Genomic DNA, 22,204 nt, shown 5'->3' with positions numbered 1-22,204 from the left:
TGTTGACATTGATCATGGGCAGGTACTGCCCAGCCGACAATTTTTTAGTGAAGAAAGAATTCAGCTTTAGTTGTGTAAATTATGACTTTTGTCTTTAACTCAAATAAAGATGCGGTTAATAGCGTCTTGAGAGAGAATAATTTACAACTCCCCCTGGAAGTGTGGGCTGGTGTAGAGTGTACAGTTAATCGCGTGGGTAACGAGTATTTTGACCAGTTGGAATCCAACGGTCATGCAATGCGCCTGGATGACTTAGATTTATTTGCGGAACTAGGGATAAAAGCTATCCGCTACCCTGTGCTATGGGAGAGGATAGCACCTAATGGATTAGAAAATGCTGATTGGTGGTGGGCGGATGAAAGACTGGGGCGCTTGCGCGAACTCGGCATCCGTCCGATTGTAGGATTAGTGCATCATGGCAGCGGGCCGCGTAACACCAGCTTGGTAGACTCGGAATTTCCAGAAAAACTAGCGGTGTTTGCCCGTGCAGTTGCCGATCGCTATCCTTGGATAACACATTACACACCTATAAATGAGCCACTGACAACAGCGCGATTTAGTGGGATGTATGGCCATTGGTATCCTCACGGCCAGGATAATTTAACTTTCGCTCGTGCTTTGTTGGGACAATGCCGTGGAGTAGCACTGGCAATGCAGGTAATCCGGGAAGTCAACCCCAATGCCCAACTGCTGCAAACCGAGGATTTGGGTAAGATTTACAGTACACCAAAGCTGGCTTATCAAACAAAATTTGAAAACGAACGTCGCTGGTTGAGCTTTGATTTATTATGTGGTCGAATCACTCAAACTCATCCCATGTGGGGTTACTTGCGCCACTGTGGTGTCAGTGAGGCTGAACTTGAGGAATTTTTACAAAATCCTTGTCCACCTGACATCATCGGCATTAACCATTACTTAACTAGTGAACGCTTTTTGGATGAGCACACAGAAAACTATCCAGCTTGGACTCATGGCGGTAATGGGCAACATAAGTATGCAGATGTAGAGGCGGTGCGAGTTTGTGCCGAGGGTTTGGCAGGCCCGCGCACATTGCTACTTGAGGCATGGGAACGCTATCACCTGCCCCTTGCTGTCACTGAAGTTCATATTAGCTGCACCCGTGAAGAGCAGCTACGTTGGTTTTATGAAGTGTGGAATGCGGCGCAGGAATTACAATCTCAGGGTGTGGATATCCGTGCTGTAACTGCTTGGGCACTCCTTGGCAGCTACGATTGGAATAGTTTAGTCACAAAAGCTCACGGCTACTACGAGCCAGGTGCATTTGATTTGCGTTCTCCACATCCTCGACCGACAGCGATCGCTAAAATGGTACAAGTTCTAGCAACTGGGCATCAACCAGATCACCCGCTACTTGATACCCCAGGATGGTGGCATCGCCAAGAGCGCCTGTTATACCCGGCGCTAAGTTGCAATGCGGAAATAGGGAGAGCAAGGAAAACTCAAGCAACATCCCCATCAGCTTCCCTGGCGATCCTCGGTGCGAGAGGAACTCTAGGAAAGGCTTTTGCTCGGTTGTGCCAAGCGCGCGGGATTTCATATCACCTGCTGACGCATCAAGAGATGGATATTACCGATCCTGCTTCTGTGAATGCGGCGCTTACCAAGTTGAAGCCGTGGGCGGTTGTGAATGCTGCCGGATACGTGCGGGTGGACGATGCTGAACGTGAACCCCATGTTTGTCTGCAAGTGAATGCCGAAGGCCCAGCAATTTTAGCTGCTGCTTGCGCTCAACATCGTATACGGTTATTGACTTTCTCCTCAGATTTGGTATTTGACGGTGCTGTGTCTAATCCTTATGTCGAAACTGATACCGTTGCCCCCCTAAATGTATATGGGTGCAGCAAAGTTTTGGCGGAAAAGCTAGTATTGCAAGCTGATCCAGCATCGCTAGTGATTCGCACCAGTGCATTTTTTGGCCCGTGGGATGATTACAACTTTATCACGATCGCCCTGCGTCAGCTTAGTGCTGGGAATACTTTCGTCGCCGCAGAGGATGGAATTGTTTCACCTACCTATGTGCCTGATTTGGTTCATGCTAGCCTGGATTTATTAATTGACGGCGAGTGTGGGCTGTGGCATTTGGCGAACAAGAGTGCGATCGCCTGGGCCGATTTAGCACGGTTAGCGGCCAAGCGAGCTGGAGTCAGTGTCAGCAATCTGATTGCACTACCCACAAAACAACTTGGTTTAACTGCTCTGCGCCCAACTTATAGCGTTCTTGGTAGCAGCCGAGGTGAATTAATGCCATCCCTTGACAGTGCAATTTCTCGCTACTTGGAAGAAAGAATCTAGTGGTCTATGTGATTAATTTCTTAATCAGCGCTCGCCAGATTTGGGCGATCGCTGATTTCTATGGCACTATTACTTGAGTTATGCCAATGGGAAGTCGGTTACAGTTTCCCAGTGAATACTCGTTCAGCCGGGCCTGTCATGTAAACTCTTTGGTCGATTTCTGACCATTCAATTTGCAAGGGTCCACCAGGTAATTCTACAGTTGCGGTGCGATCGCATTTTCCTGTTAACACTCCAGCTACCAAGGAAGCACAAGCACCAGTACCACAAGCTAATGTAATCCCAGCCCCCCGTTCCCACACCCGCATTTTCAAATAGTCACGGCGTACCACTTGCATAAATTCGGTATTTATGCGTTGCGGAAAAGCTGGGTGATGCTCAAATTTCGGACCGATGCTTTCTAGCTCAATTGCTGCTACATCTTCCACAAAGGTAATGCAGTGAGGATTTCCCATACTTACACAAGTGACATCCCAAGTTTGCCCCGCCACCTCCAACGGCTGAGAAATTACTTTTTCTTGGGCGGGTGCAAGGGTGGTGGGAATTTCAACAGCGAGTAACCTGGGTAAACCCATATCCACCTTCACTAGACCATCAGATAAGAGTTGGGGAGTCATTACACCACCCAAAGTATGAATGCGATATGAGTCTTGATTCCGGGATTCGCCTTCTAAGTCTGCTAAAAAGCCAGCTAAACAGCGAATGCCATTGCCACACATTTCTGGTTCTGAACCATCGGAATTAAAAATCCGCATGGTGTAGTCCGTGCCGTTTTCTGGCGGTAGGGCAAAAATTACACCATCAGCACCGATGCCAAAGTGGCGATCGCACAACTTGATGGCTTGCTCTGGCGTCAGTACAGGCAAAGATGACGAGCGATTGTCAATCAGAATAAAGTCGTTGCCTAGACCATGATACTTAGTAAATTCGATTGCCATTTCCTCAAGGATGAATTATCAAAGATCAGTTACTCTTTATTTTGCCTCGTAGGTTCATCTTTACTAAAAATGCTTACCGAATTTGACACCACTTTGCCTAGTATTAGACAAGTCCAAAACCTGATTAAACAAACGATACCAGTAGAGTTTAAGCTACTGACTGGTGATTTAGTCACAGGAAGGGTTTTATGGCAAGACCCACAGTGTATATGTATTGCTGATGAAAACAGTCAGCAAACCACTGTTTGGAAACAAGCGATCGCTTATATTAAACCCAAGAGTTAGACATTTGTCCTTTGTCGTTAAATCAGATTTTTCGCTCCTGATTTGATCAAGCGATGTTAAGCAGGATGTGTCGTATCCATCCATTTGTTCAAAGCGATGTCTACGCCGGGCTGTTCGATGACGCTGATTTCAACCCGGATCGGGAAAACTTTGTAGTGGTAAAAATCCTTCTTATTACCACTATAAAAAATACTTAACATTATAAACCCAAACTAGTGATAGTTTTTTAGCCGAAGTTAGCACAAAATAGTGATCGCTTGCTTTTGCATTTTATATTTTTATATTCCAAAAGTAATAAAACAGGCACCAATCAAATAAACATCTAATATAATTAAATTTTTGTATAGATTAAAATGATTGTGCAGTTAGGTAATCTTGATTTTTCTTGCCAAAGATTTAGTGCTTGTCTAGCATCCGGCTATCAAGATGAGTCATGTTTACTGTGGGAGCAGGCATTGCAAGATGTCTTAGACTGGGTACAGGGGAAAAGTTTAAGCATTTTGGACTATCAGTTTTTGGTAGCCAGCCAAGAACTAGAGCGTCGCCAACTTCAGCAAAAACTAGAAGCTGCTAATGAAGAATTGCAGCAATTAAGTATTATAGCTACTATCGATTCCTTAACTCAAGTAGCTAACCGCCGACGATTTGAAGAGTATCTTGATATTGAATGGCGGCGCATGACACGCTCACAACAGCCGCTCTCCCTCATCCTTTTTGATGTAGATTTCTTCAAATCCTACAACGATACCTATGGTCATCCTATAGGCGATCGCTGTCTTAGTAAAATTGCTAAAGTCATGAAAGATGTTGTTCAACGTCCTACTGATTTAGTTGCCCGTTATGGTGGGGAAGAATTTGCTGTAATTTTGTCTAACACAGACATATTTGGTGCTGCTCACATTGCAGAAAAAATTTGCTTTGCTGTACGGAAACTGGCAATTCCCCATGAAAATTCACAAGTTAGTACTTATGTAACCCTGAGTGCTGGGTTAGCTTCAGTAATTCCTATATCTAACTCTAACTATCAAAAAATAATTGTGGCGGCGGATAAACTATTGTATCAAGCAAAGGCAACAGGACGCAATCGTGTGTCCAGTTGTCAAAAGCAAACTGAAAATTTAGAAGTAAAGCGGATTGCAACTCTTGCAAAGCAGTTCCTCTCAAATAGGTTGTTCACTAGAGAGGAATTAAGGCTGTCTATACAGAAATCTCAGCAGATTAGGGAGAAAAACCAACAGCTTTTGAAGCAAGTCCAAAAGTCTATGCAGAAAAACCAACAGATTATGCAGAAAAGCGCCGAATTATGCAGAATGCGTAAAATGCGATAAAATTTTTCGACAATTCTTCATGTCAATATTTGCTAATTGGATTAGTTCATTTCTTATTAAATTACTTCCATAAATTATTCATAGGGAGAAGCATTTAAAGAGTTTCTGCCTCACTAGCTTTTACTACTGAGATAAAAAGGGGTACTTTAGTGCCGACTGCAAATAACTGTTCTAGTTGACTCAGACCTGTCAAGCCTCCACATAACAATACTTGATCGCTAACTCGCAAGTCCATGCCGCCATCAGGATAGCGGATAAACTTGCCATCTCGCCGGATTGCCTGTACCTGTACTCCAAATTGCTTGCCGATTTCTAAATCTCTTAGGGTTTTACCTAGCGTTGGCGCATCTGCATTCACTGTAATCCACTGACAAGCACTATTTTCTCCGGGAACAACAGCTTGTCCCTTAGCTAACTCTGCCAAAGCCGCTAGTTCTTCATCTGCTCCCACAATCAGCAAGCGATCGCCTTCTTCCAATTTGGTTTGATTATTGGGATAATCGATTTCATCCCCGTTAGCGCGGCGAATTGCCATCAAACTCGCTCCTGTTAAGTAGCGCATATCTACTTCTTCTATGCTCATGCCAATTAAAGGCGAAGCAGATGGGAGAGGATACCAGCGCTGATTTAAATCGCGGGTTGCTTGGCGCAAATCACGAGCAACTTCAGTAGCAGAACGCTCTGGGCGCAATTCTAAATAATGATCGTTGCGGATTTGCTGCATTTGGCGTTGGACAACAGCTGGCGACAACAAGCCTAAGCCAGTTAATAAATGAGTTGCCATTTCTAAGCTGGCTTCAAACTCTGGTTGCACAACTTCTCTGGCTCCCAATTGATACAGCACCTCTATATTTTTATCCTGGGTAGCACGGACAACCAAATCTAATTCTGGGCGCAATTCCAAAGCGCGTTTCAAGCAAAGACGGCTACTGATGGGGTCTGGGAGGGCGATCGCCATTCCTTTGGCATGATTCACACCAGCAGTTTCTAGAACATGTAAACTCACGCAATTGCCATAGACGTAAGACACACCCATCTCACGCAACTGCTGAATTCTACTTTCTGATTGGTCGATTACTACCACAGGCAGGTCATGTTGCAGCAACAACTTTACTAAATTTTTGCCAACTTGCCCATAGCCACAGACTACCACATGGTTTTTGAAAGGCAAATCTTCCGACACATCCCGCGCCTCTTGTTCTTCTAAATACGGTTTCAACCAGGGCATTGATTCGGCAAAGTTAAATAAAAATGGCACTAGCCGCAGGACAAAGGGAGTAAGCATGAGAGTAACTGCGGTGGTTCCCAAAATTAATAAGTATATTTGTCGGGACACCAGCCCCAATGCCTGCCCTTCACTAGCCAGAACAAAGGAAAATTCTCCAATTTGCGCCAGTCCCAAACCGGCGATTATGGCTGTTTTTAAAGGGTAGCGAAACAGCTTTACTAGGGGGGTGATAATCAAAAATTTCCCTACGAAAACTATTGCCACTAACACCAAAATCAATTCTAGGTTGTTCCACAAAAACACTGGGTCGATTAACATCCCAATGGCGGCAAAAAATAAACTGGCAAAGATATCTCGCAAGGGTTCGACATAAGTCAGGGTTTGATCGGCGTACTCCACCTCAGAAATCATCAAACCTGCGACAAATGCCCCCATTTCAATCGACAGCCCCAAATGCTCTGTCAACAGAGCAATGCCCAAACATAGAGCTACAACCCCTAATAAAAATAGTTCTCGGCTTTCGGTACGGGCTAACAGTTGCAACAAAGGTGGTATCAGCCAAATCCCCGCAGCTACTGCCCCGGCAGCAAATAAACCAATCAACAGTAGTGCTGTTAGCACGGTGATGCCAATAGTTTCTGGTGGTTGGTTAAGGGCTGGTAAGACTGCTAACATCAGTCCTAGTGCCAAGTCCTGTACTACCAAAATCCCTAGCATAACTTGCCCGTGCGGCGTTTCTGTTTCGTTGGCTTCCATCAAACACTTGAGGACAACCGCCGTGGAAGACAAGGACAGAATACACCCCAAAAACATCCCCTTAGCAGGTAAGGCTCCCCAGGCTCCGGTTAACCCGCATACCATAACTGTGATCAAAATCGTCAAAGCAATCTGGAGTCCACCTCCGCCAAGAGCGATCGCTTTTACCTTCTTGAGTTCCGCAAAGGAAAATTCCACACCCAAGGCGAATAATAAAAAGGCAACCCCGAACTGTGCCAGAGTCTCTACTTGAATAACTTCTTTAATCAGTCCCAGTCCGGCTGGCCCAACGATCATCCCGCCTATGAGATAACCTAGCAGCACGGGTTGTCGCAAAAGTGCCGCCAACAGTCCGCCACAGGCTGCAACGCCTAGAACTAAAACTAAATCAACAATTAGCCTAAAATCTTCTTGCACCAGTTTTAAAAGAACTATTAATTAAGACCTATTAATTCAGCATACAAAGTTTTATGTTCTGAAACCGCTTGTTTGGTGAAGGTGCGACAAAATTTGATTATTTTGAAGGCGGCAGGGGGCAGGGAGGAATTTTGGAAGTTGCTAAATCATCCCGCAACTATGCAACGTCCAGTTTTCTTTTGCATGAAGTACAAAGCTAGTATCAAAGGTGGATTCATCCAGTTTAAAGACTCGTTCACGAGTATCAAAGATAGAGGAACCGAGTTTTCTAACTCCTACCTCCAGTAATAACTGCTTAATCACACCAGTCACTCATGGGGGAAAACCCTCTTCTCTACGAGACGCTCCACGTTCGCCCTACAGCCCTACGGGCATCCTACGGCGGGCGTCTCCTAGAGAAGGAGTTAGTACAGCACGGCGTAAATAAGCAGACCATTTTAAATCCCTAAAGAGCTTATTCCATAATACTTTTGACTTTTGACTTTTGATTTTTGACTTCCGCCTTGCGGTACTAGCTCCCCAATGCACATTAAATTTTCGGTGAACTAAGGGCACTCAGTAGTGATAAATCTCTCTCAAGTCTGAGATGCTATATGTGCTGTGGTAGAGGATTTTTTAATTCTATTTCAGTATCCTTGTTAACAAACAAATTATTATATAAATAATCCCACAAAAACAATGGTAAATATGGATAATACGAACAAGACTGACACTACTAAAAATAATTTGGATCAGCAGACAATAGGCAATGAAACTGATATACGTTCATCATCTAACGAACTAACACAGAGAACTAAAACAATTAATATAGATGGTCAGCGTCCAGTTGATCCAAGTAGCATTGAAATTAAGGAAACAATTAATATAGATGGTGAGCGCCCAATTGTCAAGGATGAAAATCATTCTGATAAAACAATCGATATAGATGGTCAACGCCCCATTGGTAAGAGCGCTTTTCAAGAGCATGAGATGCTAATCCAAGACGGCGAACGTCCAATTGATCCTAGTGATTTTGAGGTTGAGGAAATTCTTGAAATAGATGGTCAACGTCCGATTGCTAAGAGTAATTTTCAGGTTCAAGATACTATAAAGATAGATGGTAGCCGCCCAATAGTTTCAGATAACACTGTTGATTCGCAAATACCAACGGATTATATAGACTAAAATCACGACCTTCTTTGACTGCCAATAGATTCCAACTTCTCTTCTTAGGCTACGCCAAGATGAGGTACAGATAATCGTAGGGGCACAACATGTTGTGCCCCTACCTGTGTAGTTTATTTACCTGAAATACGCTGTGAAAGAAAGGGACAGATCCTTTCTCAAGAGCCTCTTCGGTTAACGCTATAGCCAAACACGCAATAGTGAAAGCAGTTGTTCAGTATCTACAGGTTTGGTAATGTAGTCGGATGCGTCGGCTTGAATATACTTATCGCGATCGCCTTGCATGGCTTTAGGGAGGCGACAGCCCCCATATTAGGCAAACCTCGTTAAGAGCCTCTGGCTGGAAATGCTGATCATTGTGGCTCTGCGGCAGTTAGGGAGGCGGAGCCTCACATTAGGCATTCCCAGTCAGAGACTGGGAACGAGAGAAGGTGGATCAACGGAGCTAAAAGACTCGTTCACGAGTATTAAAGGTGGATCAACGGAGCTAAAAGACTCGTTCACGAGTATTAAAGGTGGATGAACGGAGCTAAAAGACTCGTTCACGAGTATTAAAGGTGGATTAACGGAGCTAAAAGACTCGTTCACGAGTATCAAAGGTGGATGAACGAGTATTAAAGGTGGATGAACGGAGCTAAAAGACTCGTTCATGAATATCAAAGGTGGATGCCCCATCCCCAATGTCGATTAAATTTTAGGTGAGCTAACGGCACTCAATAGTAGTAGTGACCACGGTACTTTAATATCAGGTATGAGCCATGAGTACTTTCTCAGTATAGGTAGTGCAACTGGCAACACAAAACGCAGAGAGCGAAGCGATGCAGGCCGATCGCCATTTTCATCGACAATTCCATATTGCTTGGCTAGTTCGGCAACAATCTGCACCCGTCCTGTATGGCGCATGAGATTTGGCTGACAAGCAAGTGCAGCAATCACCCGTCCAGTTAATAAAGGAGTTTCCCAGTTGTAGCGCTCACTGATGAATGAGCTTTTTTGGTCAGTAGCATTGGTTTGATTCATTTCAGAAGCAAAACGGGAAAAAAGCTCAGTACCAACTATACCTGGCCAAATTGAAACAGAAGCGACATTATGGGGTTTAAGTTCAACAGCCATATCAGCTGCTAGGCGATCGCAAGCTGCTTTACCAACACCGTATGCTGTATTAAAGAGATAAGACATTCCAGCCCACGAGGAAATGGTGCAAATTAGTCCAGAGTTGCGCTTGGTCATCATTCGGGCAGCAAAAACACTTGCAACATAGTGGCTACGAAGACCAACGTTGTTGCTAGCATCCCAAATACTTGGTTCACAATCCCAAAAGGGTTGCCCATAAGCGTCTTTTATTGCTTGAACTCCTGAGTAAGCATTGTTAACCAGTAGGTCGAGTTGTCCATCTTGCTCATCTTGGATGCGCTCAAACAGTAAACGCACCTGTTGATCGTCGCTGTGGTCTACTTGCACGGGAATGCATACACCACCAACTTCTTCTATGGCTGATTGGGTTTCACTAAGGCTCCCAAAAACCGCATCACTGGAAGAGTTGTTAAGGCTGCGGCCGGTGACGTATACAGTTGCGCCAGCCTCAGCCAAGCCAATAGCAATTCCCCTACCAATTCCCCGCGTAGCACCTGTTACCAATGCCACTCTATCTTCAAGATGTTTCATATCGCTGTTCTCTGCGGTTAATGGTATAGCCAAACACGCAATAGTGAAAGTAGTTGTTCAGTATCTACAGGTTTGGTGATGTAATCGGATGCACCGGCTTCAATACACTTCTCGCGATCGCCTTGCATGGCTTTAGCGGTGAGTGCAATAATCGGCAAAGATTTAAATTGACTGTTCTGGCGAATTACGCGTGTTGTTTCGTAACCGTCCATTTCTGGCATCATTACGTCCATCAAAACGACATCAATATCTGGTGTAGTTTCTAACAGGGTAATTCCCTCCCTGCCGTTTTCAGCATATAAAACTTGTATTTGATAACACTCCAACATACTGGTAAGCGCGAAGATATTACGCACATCGTCGTCTACAATTAGCGCTTTTTTGCCAGTGAGTAAGTAGTCTTGTGAATGCAGTTGTTCGAGTATTTCTCGCTTGGGTGCAGGTAAATTTGCTTGGACTCGGTGTAAAAACAATGCTGTTTCATCGAGGAGACGTTCGGGCGATCGCACATCTTTAATGATGATTGTTTCGGCAATCCGCCTGAGTTCTGTTTCTTGAGCTTTGCTAATTTCTCTACCTGTGTAGACAATAATTGGTAATGTTTTGCCGTTAGGTAGAAGCTTTATCTGCTCGATCAGTTCAAACCCAGTCATGTCAGGTAGTCCTAAATCGAGAACGAGACAATCAAAATGCTGGGCGCGGATGGCTTCTAACGCCTCTACACCTGTGCTAACAGCAGTAGTAGAAACATCGCTGTTGCCAATTAGCTCAACAATACTGTGCCGTTGAGTGTCGTCATCTTCGACTACCAGTAAATTTTTCACCTGGCGTTCAACAAAACCTTTAATTTTGGTCAACGCTTGGGATATTGTCTCGCTGGTTAAAGGCTTTTGCAGATATGCGATCGCTCCTAATTGCAAACCGCGTTGTCTCCCTTCCTCAATGCTCATAATATGTACAGGAATGTGACGCGTGTTTTGGTCATGTTTCAGGCGATCCAATACCGTCCAACCATCGATTTCTGGCAATCTAATATCTAGCAAAATGGCTGAAGGCAGGAATTGTTGCGCTAGTGTCAAACCTGTACCGCCGTTTTGGGCAGTGATTACTTTGAATCCTTGCTGTTGCGCCATTTCTATGAGGATACGCGCAAAGTTAATGTCATCTTCGATGATTAACAACACGCGATCGCCTATGCCAATAGTAGTGCGATCGTCATTTAAACCTGCTGTTAGCGCATAGCTCTGGTTTAGCTTGGGCTGAGTGCTGTTAGCGGATAGCTCTGGTTTAGCCTGGGTTGAGTAGGGAGTGGGAAATATTAATGTAGACTCTTGACTATGGACTCTTGAGTGTTGACTCAATTGTGGTAAGTAGAACGTAAACGTGCTACCTTGACCGAGTTGACTAACTAATTTAATTTCGCCACCAAAGAGATGGGCGATTTCGCGGCTAATTGATAAGCCCAATCCGGTGCCGCCGTATCTCCGACTGGTAGAGCCATCGGCTTGCTGAAATGCCTCAAAAATCACTTTTTGCTTGTCGGGGGCAATGCCAATGCCTGTATCGCTGACTGAGAAGGCAATCACAAGCTGGGCGCTATTTAAAGTTTTATGGTCGTTGCTCCATCCCTGCTTCGCCACCGCAATCTTTAAGCGTACCTCCCCATGCTCTGTAAATTTAAAAGCGTTGGAGAGGAGATTTTTCAACACCTGTTGTAAGCGTTTGACATCTGTATTGATGCTGATTGGCAATTCGGGAGTAAATTCAATTGCAAAGCCAAGTCTTTTGCTTTGAGCTATTTCTTTGAAGGTGCGCTCAGTCTGTTCGCCCAACTCTGCTAACAGCATTTGGGTTATGTCAATTGACATAGTTCCAGATTCAATTTTAGCGAGATCCAGAATGTCATTGATTAACGTCAACAAATCAGTACCTGCTGAGTAAATTGTCTGGCTGTATTCGACTTGCTTGTTGGTGAGATTGTGATCAATGTTATCTGCCAACAACTTCGCCAAAATTAACAAGCTGTTCAATGGTGTCCGCAGTTCATGGGACATGTTGGCGAGAAATTCTGATTTGTATTTTGAGGAGAGGGTGAGTTGTTCAGCTTTGTCTTCTAAAGAGAGTCTTGCTTGTTCAATTTCCCGGTTTTTGCGCTCGACTTCTTTCTTCTGCGTCGCTAACAACTCTGCCTTTTCTTCTAACTCAGCATTGGTTTGTTGCAATTCCTCTTGCTGTCCTTTGAGTAAATCCTCAGAAGCTTTGAGAGATTGGGCTTGTTGTTCTAAGCGCTGGTTGGTTTGGCGGAGTTCACTTTGCTGGGTTTGGAGTTCTTCAGCTAAAGATTGCGACTGCTTGAGTAATTCTTCAGTTCGCATGGATGCTGCGATCGTGTTCAGGACGATCGCTATACTTTCGGTAAGTTGGTCGAAGAATGTCAGATGAATTTCGCTAAAGCGACGGAAGGATGCTAATTCTATGACTGCTGTCACCTGTCCTTCAAAAAGTACAGGTAACACCACCGCATTAAGTGGAGTTGCTTCTCCTAAACCAGAGGAAATTCTGACATAATCACTTGGCACTTCCGTTAGCAGAATTCGCTCTTTTTCTAAAGCGCATTGTCCCACCAAACCTTCACCTAAGTGGAAGCGGTTAGCCAGATGTCTGCGTTCGCGGTAAGCGTAGCTACTAATTAGTTTCAAATACGGTGTATTTTCCCCATACTCCATCAGGAAGAATACGCCATGTTGCGCTCCTACCAAAGGTGCAAGTTCTGAGAGAATTAGTTTAGATACAGTTTCCAAGTCTCGCTGCCCTTGGAGCATTCGGGTAAACTTGGCTAAATTAGTTTTCAACCAGTCTTGTTCGGTGTTTTTCTGCGTTGTCTCCCGCAAATTAGCAATCATCTGGTTAATGTTGTCTTTGAGGATGGCAACTTCCCCTAGTGCCTCGACGGCAATTGAACGAGTTAAATCGCCCTTAGTTACAGCTGTAGCAACTTCTGCCAGCGATCGCAACTGAGTTGTAAGTGTAGCAGCGAGTTCATTTACATTATCTGTCAAATCTTTCCAAGTTCCAGCCGCCCCAGGTACTTTCGCTTGTCCACCCAACTTCCCTTCGATTCCCACTTCCCGCGCTACTGTGGTTACTTGATTGGCAAACGTCGCTAAGGTATCAATCATTTCGTTAATTGTCTCTGCCAAAGTTTCTATTTCTCCCTTGGCATCTAACATCAGTTTGCGTTTCAAGTCACCGTTAGCAACCGCCGTTACAACTCTGGCAATACCACGCACTTGTGCCGTCAAGTTCCCCGCCATTGAGTTAACGTTATCCGTCAAATCTTTCCAAGTCCCTGCAACACCTTTGACTTGCGCTTGTCCGCCCAACTTCCCTTCAGTTCCCACTTCCCGCGCCACCCGCGTTACTTCACTTGCAAAGGAACTGAGTTGATCAACCATCGTGTTGGTGGTGTTCTTCAAATCTAAAATTTCGCCTCTGGCATCGACGGTAATTTTCTTAGAAAGGTCGCCATTAGCTACCGCCTTTGTAACTTCCGCGATGTTGCGAACTTGTCCGGTGAGGTTCTCCGCCATCGAGTTAACGTTGTCTGTCAAATCTTTCCAAGTGCCTGCAACTCCTCTAACGTAAGCTTGCACGCCCAATTTACCTTCCGTTCCCACCTCACGGGCAACCCTTGTCACTTCCGATGCAAAAGAATTAAGTTGATCCACCATTGTGTTGATGGTGTTCTTGAGTTCCAAAATTTCGCCTTTAACATTGACAGTGATTTTCTTCGAGAGGTCACCGTTTGCCACAGCTGTGGTAACTTCGGCAATGTTTCGCACTTGCGCCGTCAAACTTCCCGCCATGAAGTTTACACTGTCGGTCAAGTCCTTCCAAGTGCCTGCGACACCTTTAACTTCTGCTTGTACACCCAGCTTCCCTTCAGTTCCCACCTCTCGCGCCACCCGCGTCACTTCACTTGCAAAGGAATTTAGTTGATCCACCATTGTGTTGACGGTGTTCTTCAACTCTAAAATTTCACCTTTGACATCAACGGAGATTTTCTTAGATAAGTCGCCATTAGCTACGGCGGTGGTGACGGCGGCAATGTTTCGTACCTGTGCCGTTAAGCTTCCCGCCATAAAGTTCACACTGTCAGTTAAATCTTTCCAAGTGCCAGCCACGCCGCGCACATCTGCTTGCACACCCAACTTACCTTCACTTCCCACCTCACGCGCAACTCTTGTGACTTCACTTGCAAAAGAGTTGAGTTGATCCACCATTATATTGATGGTATTTTTGAGTTCGAGAATTTCGCCTTTGACAGCTACAGTAATTTTCTTAGATAAGTCACCGTTAGCGATCGCAGTTGCAACTTCGGCAATGTTTCGCACTTGGTCGGTGAGGTTCCCCGCCATGAAATTTACGTTGTCGGTCAAGTCTTTCCAAGTACCTGCCACTCCTCTAACTTCTGCTTGTACACCCAGTTTGCCTTCTGTACCCACTTCACGGGCAACTCTTGTTACTTCTGATGCAAAGGAACTAAGTTGATCCACCATTGTATTAATAGTGTTTTTCAACTCCAAAATTTCGCCTTTGACAGCTACAGTAATTTTCTTAGAAAGGTCGCCTGTTGCAACGGCGGTAGTCACTTCGGCAATGTTTCGCACCTGTGCCGTTAAACTTCCCGCCATGAAATTCACACTATCAGTTAAGTCTTTCCAAGTGCCAGCTACACCGCGCACTTCTGCTTGCACGCCCAGTTTACCCTCACTCCCTACCTCACGCGCAACCCTTGTTACTTCTGATGCAAAGGAATTGAGTTGATCCACCATTGTATTAATGGTGTTTTTGAGTTCTAAAATTTCACCTTTGACATCAACAGTAATTTTCTTGGATAAGTCGCCTGTTGCTACAGCTGTAGTCACTTCCGCAATGTTGCGTACCTGTGCTGTTAAACTACCCGCCATGAAGTTTACGCTATCAGTTAAATCTTTCCAAGTGCCAGCCACGCCCTTAACATCGGCTTGCACACCCAGTTTGCCTTCTGTACCCACTTCACGGGCAACTCTTGTTACTTCTGATGCAAAGGAACTAAGTTGATCCACCATTATATTGATGGTATTCTTCAATTCGAGAATTTCACCTCTAACATCGACGGTAATTTTTTTAGATAGATCACCATTTGCGAGCGCAGTGGCAACTTCGGCAATATTTCGCACCTGTCCGGTGAGATTACCCGCCATTAAGTTAACGTTGTCAGTTAAATCTTTCCAAGTCCCCGCCACTCCCTGGACTTGCGCTTGCACGCCCAATTTTCCTTCAGTTCCCACCTCACGGGCAACTCTTGTCACTTCCGATGCAAAGGAATTAAGCTGAACCACCATCGTGTTGATCGTGTTTTTCAACTCCAGTATCTCGCCTTTGACATCGACAGTAATTTTCTTAGATAAATCACCATTCGCTACAGCCGTTGTCACTTCCGCAATATTTCGCACCTGTGCCGTCAAGCTTCCCGCCATGAAATTCACACTATCGGTAAGGTCTTTCCAAGTACCCGCTACCCCGCGAACTTCTGCTTTACCGCCCAATTTGCCTTCTGCACCCACCTCACGCGCAACTCTTGTTACTTCTGATGCAAAGGAATTAAGTTGATCCACCATGATATTGACGGTGTTTTTCAACTCTAAAATTTCGCCTTTAACATCGACAGTGATTTTCTTAGAAAGGTCGCCATTCGCTACCGCCGTTGTCACTTCCGCAATGTTACGGACTTGGGCAGTCAAATTCCCTGCCATCAAATTAACGTTTTCGGTGAGATCCTTCCAAGTCCCTGCGACTCCTTTCACTTCGGCTTGTACGCCCAACTTACCTTCAGTTCCCACCTCACGGGCAACTCGCGTCACTTCCGATGCAAAAGAATTAAGCTGATCCACCATCGTGTTGACAGTGTTTTTGAGTTCCAGAATTTCGCCTTTCACATTCACAGTGATTTTTTTGGATAAGTCACCGTTAGCGATCGCAGTGGCAACTTCGGCAATGTTGCGAACTTGTCCAGTGAGATTACCCGCCATCAAGTTAACGCTATCAGTCAAATCTTTCCAAGTGCCAGCGACACCTTGCACTTCGGCTTGAACACCTAATTTACCTTCAGTTCCCACTTCACGGGCAACCCGCGTTACTTCCGATGCAAAAGAACCGAGCCGATCCACCATCGTGTTGACAATATTAGCAGTTTGGAGAAACTCACCTTGGAGCGGTCTGCCGTCAATTTCTGTAGCGATCGTTTGTGATAAGTCACCATTGGCGACTGAGTGAATAACACGAGTAGTTTCAGTTATTGGTTGGACTAAATCTGTAATTAGAGTATTGACAAAAGTAACACAATCTGACCAGGAACCACGAACATCTCCCAGAGAGGCGCGTTCGGCAATTTTGCCTTCTTTGCCGACAACATTACTAATCCGTTGTAACTCTGCCGCCATCCGCTCATTTTGATTAATAATATCATTGAGCGTATCAGCTATTTTCCCCGCCACACCAGTATGGTCTATGGGCATGCGAGCCGAGAAGTCACCCTGTTTAACAGCATTCAGCGTTCTTAGTAGCTGATTTAAATCTAGATTGTCGCTGTCTCTAGTTAACTGTTCGGTTGCCATAGCCTTATCTCTAAAGAATTTTCTGGGTTTTCGTGTTTAAAAGAGGTTTTCTTAAAGCAATTCGTGACTCTATATTCCGGTTTGCACCCGTAATGCATACTAACTTCTAATGATAACTGGGGAAAGGCAAGGAGGCAGGGGGCAGGGGGGAGTTTGCTATGGGGTTTGTGCAGTGTCTCCCCTACTAGAGCTTGTTGTTACCAAAAAAGACGCAATGAACCAGCGCTGTAGGCGGGTTGGCTGCGTCTTTTTTATTATTGTTGATTAACTTGCAACTGCAACTGGCTTTCTGCGGGAAGGACGCTTGCGTTCTGATTTTTTCTTTAGTCCAACCGCTTGGGCTTGGTCACTATCTGACCCATATTGTCCGCGGATTACTTCTTTCATGGCTAATATAGCATTGTGAAATTCCCATTCTGCTAATCGCGCTGCATCAGTAGAAGCACGGTATAAAGTTAGTTTTTCTGTTTCGGCTTGTTGCTGCGTCAACATCGTCTGATAAGCTTGCTGTAACTTTGCTACAGAGGCATCAGCACGGCTTGTGTCATAAGTACTGATGGTTTGCAAACCGTGTAATGAAGTAATATCTTGACCAATGGATTGAGAGGGCAAACGGCGTGTTCTATCTTGGGTAGGCATATATGCATACTGTTGTAAGGGATAAGTTTAATGTGCCCATTACAACAAAAAAACTAACAGTGAATGAGATTTTTAGATAGAACAAAGTTAAGGAAACGTGGGCTAATTTTTGCAAGTCGATGCAATAGTATTGTTAGCCGAAACAATGCCATTGTTAGTTGATGCGATCGCATTGTTAGTCGAAACAATCGCATTGTTAGTCGATACAATCCCATTGTTAGTCGATACAATACCATTGTTAGTCGAAACAATCGCATTGTTAGTCGATACAATCCCATTGTCAATCGATACAATTAAGTAGGTGGTTGGGAAAATTTATAAGTAAGCCCCCCCCCACAAGATTAGATAATTTATTTGTTGGAAATGCCTTAGTGTGAAACGTGTTACGTACCCTACAACACTAGGGTGGGGAAATCTCCAAATCTTTGCAAATCTTGATAGCTAGAATATCAACAATCTCAGTATGTCTTGGAACTGCCGAGGTTCTGTTGTTTGATGGATTGTAATAAATCGTATGCCTTCCACCCTCCCGAAGAAACAAACAGCCGTTCTCTTCCAAATGGCGAATCAATTCACGTCTTTTCACTATAATTTGACAGTAATCTGTTCACGGACGACATCTTTACCGGAGAGTTGTTGCTCTGCAAGTTCCCGATTTGATATTAGAATTAACTCTATCGCTTCCCGTAGACTTATTCTCGCTTCTTCCAGCGTTCTCTCTTGGACATTAGCGCCGGGTAACTCCTGGACGTAGCCGATATACCAATCATCTATCTTTTCAAATACAGCAGTGAAAGAATTTTCCATATAATTTGCTATTGAATGTTACTAGATATCAAATGCTAACGTACCCAATCTAAACTGTAACACCCTCTAATTCCTCGTCTGTCAACTCATACAACTGGCGCAATTTATCTAACTTCTCACCATCAGCTTCCCAGAAACCGCGCCCATGCGCCTCCAACATTCTCCCTAAAATATTCCGAAAAGCTTCAGGATTTGCCTTGCGTAATTTATCCGCCATCTCTGCATCTAACGCATAAGTATCTGCGGCTTGGTCATAAACCCAATCATCGGTAAAATCGGCAGTACCACCCCAACCAATCAACGCCGTCATCCGTTGGGAAATTTCAAACGCACCACCAGAACCTTGATTCGCCATCGCTTGTGCCCATTTGGGATTTACCAACTTAGTGCGGTATTCCATTCGCAGCAAATCATCTAAATTGCGGGGTGTAGTATCTTTCGAGAAACTTTCAACAAAGCTGGTTGTAACCTTCTTACCGCGTTGTTTTTCTGCTGCCCTTTTCAAACCGCCAGTATTAGCGTAATATTCTTGAATATCAGTTAAACCATATTCTACCGAATCGATTTCTTGAACAATGCGATCGCTTGTTTTTAACAAAGTGTTCAACACTTCCGGTCTAGCTTGACCTTTATCTTCTCTCCCGTAGCTAAAAACATTGCGACTTTGCCAAGTATTACCTAACTCCTCACCAGATTCCCAGTTACCATCAACCACGCGATCGTTCACCAAAGAACCAAAATCACCCGCCGGATTAGAAAACAATCTCGCCGATGCATTTTCCACACCTTGGGCTTTTAAAGCTAAAGCGTGTTTCCTGATAAAATTCTGATCATCCGGTTCATCAGCATCAGCCGCCCGTTGAAATAAATCATCCAACAATTCGATGATATTTACAAAACTATCCCGGAAAATTCCAGACAAATTACCCAACACATCAACGCGGGGATGTCCAACCTCCGCCAACGGCTTTAATTCATAACGAACAACTCTACCAGTTCCTTCCTTAACAGGTTCAGCCCCCACCAACTCCAACAGAATCCCCAGAGATTCACCCTTAGTTTTAATCGCATCCAATCCCCATAACATTACCGCGATCGTTTCCGGATATTTCCCATATTCATCCAAATGCTGGGCAATAATTTTTTGAGCAATTTCTCGTCCCCGTTCATACGCAGCAGGTGAAGGCATCCGATAAGGATCTAAAGCATGAATATTTCTCCCCGTAGGCAAAACACCAGCCCCATCCCGCAACAAATCACCACCAGGCGCAGGCGGAATATACTCCCCATTCAACCCCCTTAACAAATTCGTTAACTCATCCGTAGATTGCATCAACAAATCCCTTATTACTCTTCCCTCCTCTTCTCTTTCTTCTTTGCGTTCTTTGCGCCTCTGCGGTTCGTTTTCTTCCTCATCTTGCCCAAAATAAGCCTCCAAATACGACCCCAACTCCTCCTCATTCGGTGCTTCCCCCAAAGTATGTAACCCCGAAGAAAACAACCGATTTTCTAAAACCTGCAAATATTCATACAACTCCACCAAATAATCATTAAAAGCATGAACACTAAACATCCGCATATTCTCTGGAGTAAACGCAATCCCCAACCTTTTAGCATCCTCAAACGGACAATCAGCATCCAACCCAGAGTCCACAATTTTTTTACAAATCCCTTCCTTAAGAACATAATTCTTTTGTGGATCTTCGCGATACTCCGAAATCAAATCCCGCAATGCCACCAATTCCTTATACAAACCTGCACGCCCATAAGGCGGTACATTATGAGAAATTAACACCCCATAACCCCGACGTTTTGCCAACATAGACTCAGACGGATTATTCGCCGCATATATATATAGATTAGGCAAATTTCCTAACAAAATATCCGACCAAGAATAACCCGTATTACCCAGCGGAGAACCAGGCAACCATTCCACCGTCCCATGCATTCCAAAATGAACTAAAGCATCAGCCTTAAACTCATTTTGCAGCCATTTATAATAAGCAGCATATTGCGGATGGGGTGTTAAATCTCGTTCAAACATTAAGCGCATCGGGTCACCTTGTATCCCCAAAGGTGGTTGTACACCTATCCACACATTTCCTAATTGCACACCACCAATCTGGAATTCATCGCCATAGGTTTTAATACCAGTCTCCGTGAGAGATTTCCATTGTTTCTCGATGCGGGAGGTTTGCAGATATCCCAACCATTTTTCTAAAGTGCGGACGTTGACAGTACTTGTGGGGTGGGCATCTTGCCCGCCATTGTCTAGGGGCAGGCGAGACGACTGCCCCACAAGAGGATTAGCATCATCCGCCTCTTTCAAAGAGCGAATCAATTCTTCCCCATCATCAGGCAAATCTCCGACGGTGTAACCTTGTTCTTTGAGTGCATGGAGAAACTTCAGCAAACTACGCGGGACATTTAATAATGCAGCCGTGCCGACAGCACCATAACCAGGAGGAAACCCATATAAAATAATTGCAATCTTGCGTTCCGATGCAGGTTTTTGTCGCAAAGCCACCCAACTTTTTACCCTACCAATTAATCGCTGCACGCGTTCGGGAACCAGATAAATATTTTCGCCCACCAAACCACCAAGGGGAACGGTATCAATAGCCCCATCCAATTCTGGTAACGCGTACAACACCACACTTTGCAATCCGCCGACACCTTGGCGCGTCCACGAGTGAATATCTTGAATTAGCAGTGGTGCAGCAACAATATAAGGTACATTCTTGGCAGTGAGGATGCGCTTCGCTACTTCCACCTGACGGCCTGCTTCCATTGAACCAGCCGGGCCACCCACCAGAGGAAAGCCAATCGTCGAAACGATCGCATCCACTTTTACTGCTTCACTAGATAATGAGGCAGTCTCTATATTACCTAGTTGTCGTTGCTGAATTTCATAGTCGGTTGTCATCAAATCTCGTACCGCCACATGTCCTTCCACGCCATTGATGAAAATAGGTAAAGGAATTAACCCGGCTGATTCAAAACTGCGAATCAGTTGCGGAATGTAAGGTTGTTTGGTGATGACGTGTTTGCGGTAGAGTAAAATCCCTACAACGAATTTTGTAGAGACGCGAAATTTCGCGTCTCTACAGTTGTGATACCATTCCAGAAACTCGCAGGGCGATTCAAAAAACCCTTGATAGTCGGGATGGAGTAATCCGATATTGGGGGTTTCGACTAGCGCGGGAATGTCGCCGACTTTTAAACCCAAGTATTTTTCTGCCAGTGTCCAGAATAATGAAGCGACGTTTTCTGGGCCACCAGCATTCCAGTAACCATAAATAATTAACCAGTTGCGTAAGTCTTGGACTTTTTGCACTGGCACATATTTCAGTAGTTTGGGGCCAATTTTTAAGAAGCTGATGTAACCAGCGAGTTTGTCTTCTTCTCGTCCGTTGCTAAATTTGTCGAGGATGAATTTAACTGGTTTGGGCATTCCTTTGGGTTTGTCGCCAATGGCAAAGTCACCCAGCTTGGTTAAACTCATCAATTCCAAGGCTGACTCAAACACCAGGCGGATAGGAATTTGGGCAATGCGATCGCGCAACCACACAACCTGGTCATAATCAAATAGCAGGCTACCGAAAAACACATCAGCGTCATGAAGTGCTGCTTCTACCTCGGTGCGTTTGTTGGTAAGATCGCGATCGCTAAATACCCGAATATCCAACTCAGGACAGCGAGAGTTAGCCAAAAAAGCTGCTTTCCTGTACAAGTCAGCGTTGAACGATTCAAACCCAGCAACCAAGACGATGCGTTTCATGCCTGTAAGCTACGAAATATTTCTTTACTTAAATTTTAAACGTGCTTTCAGGCTGATTGTTAAATATCTATCGACAGATTCCGGTCAGTAATTCCTTGAGGTAGGGCGTAAATCCAGCTACCATCTCAATTAAGCAGACAAGTTGCTCTGAGCAAGTCGTTAAAGGTAGGCAAACTGACGCCGTGCTGTACTAGGTACATTTGTCATGGCTTTCTACTTTTACA

14 protein-coding genes and 1 pseudogene are annotated in these 22,204 nt (G+C 44.7%); 5 read left to right on the top strand and 10 right to left on the bottom strand.

Annotation, left to right across the window (positions count from 1 at the left end; translation table 11 throughout):
• Window positions 1-81: 81 nt before the first annotated feature.
• A complete protein-coding gene (locus V7K85_RS21025) occupies window positions 82-2,313 on the top strand; it encodes a family 1 glycosylhydrolase (protein WP_334816184.1) in 2,232 nt (743 codons plus the stop codon).
• Between the two features lie 98 nt (window positions 2,314-2,411).
• On the opposite strand, the gene dapF is transcribed toward V7K85_RS21025, so the two are convergent.
• Complete coding sequence (gene dapF / locus V7K85_RS21020) at window positions 2,412-3,251, bottom strand: diaminopimelate epimerase (protein WP_334816182.1); 840 nt, start codon at window positions 3,249-3,251, stop codon at window positions 2,412-2,414.
• A gap of 69 nt (window positions 3,252-3,320) precedes the next feature.
• Between dapF and V7K85_RS21015 the strand changes: the two genes are divergently transcribed.
• Complete coding sequence (locus V7K85_RS21015; RefSeq protein ID WP_334816180.1) at window positions 3,321-3,536, top strand: Hfq-related RNA-binding protein; 216 nt, start codon at window positions 3,321-3,323, stop codon at window positions 3,534-3,536.
• A gap of 353 nt (window positions 3,537-3,889) precedes the next feature.
• Window positions 3,890-4,864, top strand: a complete 975-nt coding sequence (locus V7K85_RS21010) for a diguanylate cyclase (protein WP_334816178.1) — start codon at window positions 3,890-3,892, stop codon at window positions 4,862-4,864.
• Between the two features lie 94 nt (window positions 4,865-4,958).
• On the opposite strand, the gene V7K85_RS21005 is transcribed toward V7K85_RS21010, so the two are convergent.
• Entirely contained in the window at window positions 4,959-7,265 is a 2,307-nt protein-coding gene (locus V7K85_RS21005; RefSeq protein ID WP_334816176.1) for a cation:proton antiporter domain-containing protein, read from the bottom strand.
• Window positions 7,266-7,406: 141 nt separating this feature from the next.
• Window positions 7,407-7,568 (bottom strand): hypothetical protein, encoded by a 162-nt coding sequence (locus V7K85_RS21000; RefSeq protein WP_334793176.1) that lies wholly within the window; start codon window positions 7,566-7,568, stop codon window positions 7,407-7,409.
• A gap of 384 nt (window positions 7,569-7,952) precedes the next feature.
• On the opposite strand from V7K85_RS21000, the gene V7K85_RS20995 reads away from it, so the two are divergent.
• Window positions 7,953-8,429 carry a hypothetical protein gene (locus V7K85_RS20995; protein ID WP_334816174.1) on the top strand — a complete coding sequence of 159 codons (477 nt, stop codon included), beginning with the start codon at window positions 7,953-7,955 and terminating at the stop codon, window positions 8,427-8,429.
• A 180-nt stretch (window positions 8,430-8,609) separates the two neighbouring features.
• On the opposite strand, the pseudogene V7K85_RS36605 reads toward V7K85_RS20995, so the two are convergent.
• From V7K85_RS36605 to V7K85_RS20980, 4 genes and pseudogenes are all read right to left on the bottom strand, one after another.
• A pseudogene (locus V7K85_RS36605) lies at window positions 8,610-8,720 on the bottom strand (response regulator); the annotation flags it as partial.
• A 396-nt stretch (window positions 8,721-9,116) separates the two neighbouring features.
• Window positions 9,117-10,094 (bottom strand): SDR family NAD(P)-dependent oxidoreductase, encoded by a 978-nt coding sequence (locus tag V7K85_RS20990; protein ID WP_334816173.1) that lies wholly within the window; start codon window positions 10,092-10,094, stop codon window positions 9,117-9,119.
• Window positions 10,095-10,111: 17 nt separating this feature from the next.
• The gene (locus V7K85_RS20985; RefSeq protein WP_334816171.1) at window positions 10,112-16,753 is read right to left on the bottom strand and encodes a HAMP domain-containing protein; all 6,642 of its coding nucleotides are present in this window, start codon (window positions 16,751-16,753) and stop codon (window positions 10,112-10,114) included.
• Between the two features lie 264 nt (window positions 16,754-17,017).
• Window positions 17,018-17,392 carry a hypothetical protein gene (locus V7K85_RS20980; protein ID WP_334816169.1) on the bottom strand — a complete coding sequence of 125 codons (375 nt, stop codon included), beginning with the start codon at window positions 17,390-17,392 and terminating at the stop codon, window positions 17,018-17,020.
• Between the two features lie 109 nt (window positions 17,393-17,501).
• On the opposite strand from V7K85_RS20980, the gene V7K85_RS20975 reads away from it, so the two are divergent.
• Window positions 17,502-17,693 carry a hypothetical protein gene (locus V7K85_RS20975; protein ID WP_334816167.1) on the top strand — a complete coding sequence of 64 codons (192 nt, stop codon included), beginning with the start codon at window positions 17,502-17,504 and terminating at the stop codon, window positions 17,691-17,693.
• Between the two features lie 99 nt (window positions 17,694-17,792).
• On the opposite strand, the gene V7K85_RS20970 is transcribed toward V7K85_RS20975, so the two are convergent.
• Genes V7K85_RS20970 through bchH form a run of 3 tightly spaced genes read right to left on the bottom strand, consistent with a single transcriptional unit; the run spans window position 17,793 to window position 21,980 of the window.
• The gene (locus V7K85_RS20970) at window positions 17,793-17,978 is read right to left on the bottom strand and encodes a type II toxin-antitoxin system HicA family toxin (RefSeq protein WP_334816165.1); all 186 of its coding nucleotides are present in this window, start codon (window positions 17,976-17,978) and stop codon (window positions 17,793-17,795) included.
• Complete coding sequence (locus tag V7K85_RS20965) at window positions 17,978-18,199, bottom strand: type II toxin-antitoxin system HicB family antitoxin (RefSeq protein WP_334816163.1); 222 nt, start codon at window positions 18,197-18,199, stop codon at window positions 17,978-17,980. Before V7K85_RS20965 ends, V7K85_RS20970 begins: the two co-directional genes overlap by 1 nt.
• Before the next feature lie 49 nt (window positions 18,200-18,248).
• Window positions 18,249-21,980 (bottom strand): magnesium chelatase subunit H, encoded by a 3,732-nt coding sequence (bchH, locus tag V7K85_RS20960; RefSeq protein ID WP_334816161.1) that lies wholly within the window; start codon window positions 21,978-21,980, stop codon window positions 18,249-18,251.
• Window positions 21,981-22,204: the final 224 nt, after the last annotated feature.

It is taken from the genome of Nostoc sp. (assembly GCF_036917615.1).
In the GTDB taxonomy this organism is placed as follows: Bacteria; Cyanobacteriota; Cyanobacteriia; order Cyanobacteriales; family Nostocaceae; genus Nostoc.
The sequence above is the reverse complement of the archived record's forward strand: the minus strand, read 5'-3'. Positions and strand labels throughout refer to the sequence as shown.